Genomic DNA, 3,059 nt, shown 5'->3' with positions numbered 1-3,059 from the left:
CCTGGATGGCCGCGAGCGTCGCCTCGGGCGTCTCGCCATAGCGGGGATAGGGCACGCACTCGCCGCGGCCGGTCAGCCCGTCCCGGCTGACCTCCCCCACGACAGTCACGGCCTCGGTTTTAGCCCCCCGGCTGATGGTAAAGCTGCCCGCGATCGGGAAGCGCTCGATTCGCGCCGCCAGGGAAGCAAATTTCATGGAAGTCATTTTGAACTCTGGCGAAATCTGAACCTGCTAGTTACCTCTAGCAACTAACATTAACCACTTGGGGATACCTTCTCTGGGTAAGGGCGCGTGCGCAACTCTCTGATCTTCTCCGCCCCGGCACGGGAGCGGACATCTTGAACAGCGATCCGAAGCTGGAGCGGATTGCCAAGGGCAACGCGCTGGCACTTTGCGCCACTGGGACCTGGACCGCGAGCTTCGCGCCGGTGCTGGAGCGGATCGTGGCCGACGCCGAGAAGCTGGCCGGCGGCCCCCAGAGCATCTTCATCGACGTCTCCGAGGTCGCCAAGCTCGACACCTTCGGCGCCTGGCTGATCGAGCGGCTGCGCCGCAGCCTGACCAATGGGCCCGTCGAGGCGCAGATCGCGGGACTCTCCGCCAATTATTCGAGCCTGGTCGACGAGGTGCGGCGGGTTAGGGCGACGGCCGTGGTCGACGGCGGCACGGTGACCATCACCGGCATGCTGGAGCAGATCGGCCGGACCGTGGCCGGTGTGGGCGGGACGGTTGCGGGCCTCGTCGACATGCTCGGCGCCGTGCTCGCGGCAGGATTTCGCGTCCTGATCCATCCGCGCTCGTTCCGCCTGACCTCGACCGTGCATCACATGGAGCAGGTCTGCTGGCGCGCGGTGCCGATCATCGTGCTGATCACCTTCCTGATCGGCTGCATCATCGCCCAGCAGGGCATCTTCCATTTCCGCCGATTCGGCGCCGACATCTTCGTGGTCGACATGCTCGGCGTGCTGGTGCTGCGTGAGATCGGCGTGCTCCTGGTCGCGATCATGGTCGCGGGACGCTCGGGCAGCGCCTACACCGCCGAGCTCGGCTCGATGAAGATGCGCGAGGAGATCGACGCGCTGCGCACCATGGGCTTCGACCCGATCGAGGTGCTGGTGTTGCCGCGCATGATGGCTCTCGTGCTGGCGCTGCCGATCCTCGCTTTCCTCGGCGCGATGGCCGCGCTCTATGGCGGCGGCCTCGTCGCCTGGCTCTATGGCGGGGTCGAGCCGGAGGCCTTCCTGCTGCGCTTGCGCGACGCCATCTCGATCGACCATTTCATCGTCGGCATCGTCAAGGCTCCGGTCATGGCCGCCGTGATCGGCATCGTCGCTTGCGTCGAGGGCCTCGCCGTGCAGGGCAGCGCGGAATCGCTCGGACAGCACACCACGGCCTCGGTGGTGAAGGGAATCTTCTTCGTCATCGTCATGGACGGCGTGTTCGCGATCTTCTTCGCCTCGATCGGGATGTGACGATGGCAGGCGAGATCCAAAATCCCATCATCCGCGTCCGCGATATCACCGTGCAGTTCGGCAGCACACGCGTGCTCGACGGCCTCAACCTCGACGTCAAGCGTGGCGAGATCCTTGGCTTCGTCGGCCCTTCCGGTGCCGGCAAGTCGGTGCTGACGCGCACCATCATCGGCCTCGTGCCGAAGGTCGCCGGCTCCATCGAAGTGTTCGGTGTCGATCTGGATTCCTCCAACACCTCGCAGCGCCGCAACGTCGAGCGGCGCTGGGGCGTCTTGTTTCAGCAGGGCGCGCTGTTCTCCTCGCTCACCGTGCGGCAGAACATCCAGTTTCCGATGCGTGAATATTTGCGGGTCTCGCAGCGGCTGATGGACGAGATCACCATGGCCAAGCTCACCATGGTCGGCCTCAAGCCCGAGGTCGCCGAGCGCTTCCCGTCCGAGCTCTCGGGCGGCATGATCAAGCGCGTGGCGCTGGCGCGCGCGCTGTCGCTCGATCCGGACCTCGTCTTCCTGGACGAGCCGACCTCGGGCCTCGACCCGATCGGCGCCGGCGACTTCGACGAGCTGGTCAGGACGCTCCAGCGCACTTTGGGGCTGACGGTTTTCATGGTAACCCACGACCTCGACAGCCTTTACACCGCATGTGACCGCATCGCCGTTTTAGGGAACGGTAAGATCATTGCGGCAGGGTCGATCGCCGACATGCAGGCCTCGCAGCATCCCTGGCTGAGGCAGTATTTCCATGGCAAGCGCGCCCGCGCGGTCATGGGTTGAGAGCTGGGTTGAGTAGCTGGGATGAGTAGCCGGAGCACCTGATGGAAACGCGGGCGAACTACGTCTTGATCGGGTCGTTCACGCTGGCGGTGATCGCCGCGGCGATCGGCTTCGTGCTGTGGTTTCAGTCGCTGCACACCACCAAGCAGCGCAGCCCCCTGCGCGTCGTGTTCGAGGGCCCGGCCGCGGGCCTGCGCAATGGCGGCAGCGTCAATTTCAACGGTATCAGGGTGGGTGAGGTGGTCTCGGTGAAGCTTGATAACCCGCGGCGGGTTGTCGCACTTGCCATGATCGAAAACAACGCTCCGATCCGCAAGGACACCCTGGTCGGCCTCGAATTCCAGGGCCTCACGGGCGTCGCCGCGATCTCGCTCAAGGGCGGCGACGAGGCCGCGGCCCCGCCGCCGCTCGACCAGGACGGCATCCCGACGCTGACCGCCGATCCCAACAAGCTCCAGGACGTCACCGAGGCGATCCGCGGCACGCTGCAGAACATCAACAAGATCGTCGCCGACAATCAGGAATCGGTGAAGAACTCGCTGAAGAATCTCGAGACCTTCACCAACTCGCTCGCGCGCAATTCCGAGAAGATCGATGGCGTGATGGCCAAGGTCGACGGCGTCATGCTCAAGGCCGACAATCTCATGCTCGGCCTCAACTCGCTCGCCGGCGGCAAGGACGGCGGCGAGCTGTTCCAGGCGGTGAAGTCGATCCGCGAGCTCGCCGACGATTTCGACAAGCGCTCCGGCGCGCTGATGGCCGACGGCCGTCGCACCCTCGGCGACATCAGCCGCGCCGTGAACAATTTCGACC

3 protein-coding genes and 1 pseudogene are annotated in these 3,059 nt (G+C 65.2%); 3 read left to right on the top strand and 1 reads right to left on the bottom strand.

Going from position 1 to position 3,059, the window contains the following annotated elements; all coding sequences use genetic code 11:
* A pseudogene (locus tag MOV75_RS32615) lies at positions 1–205 on the bottom strand (dipeptide epimerase); the annotation flags it as partial.
* Between the two features lie 134 nt (positions 206–339).
* On the opposite strand from MOV75_RS32615, the gene MOV75_RS32610 reads away from it, so the two are divergent.
* From MOV75_RS32610 to MOV75_RS32600, 3 genes are all read left to right on the top strand, one after another.
* Positions 340–1,473, top strand: a complete 1,134-nt coding sequence (locus MOV75_RS32610; protein ID WP_246931546.1) for an ABC transporter permease — start codon at positions 340–342, stop codon at positions 1,471–1,473.
* A gap of 2 nt (positions 1,474–1,475) precedes the next feature.
* Positions 1,476–2,246, top strand: a complete 771-nt coding sequence (locus MOV75_RS32605; protein WP_027545159.1) for an ABC transporter ATP-binding protein — start codon at positions 1,476–1,478, stop codon at positions 2,244–2,246.
* Between the two features lie 41 nt (positions 2,247–2,287).
* Positions 2,288–3,059 (top strand): MlaD family protein (locus tag MOV75_RS32600; protein ID WP_247007379.1); only part of this gene is annotated, 772 nt, incomplete at its 3' end.

This window comes from Bradyrhizobium sp. PRIMUS42, assembly GCF_023006515.1.
GTDB lineage: Bacteria > Pseudomonadota > Alphaproteobacteria > Rhizobiales > Xanthobacteraceae > Bradyrhizobium.
The sequence above is the reverse complement of the archived record's forward strand: the minus strand, read 5'-3'. Positions and strand labels throughout refer to the sequence as shown.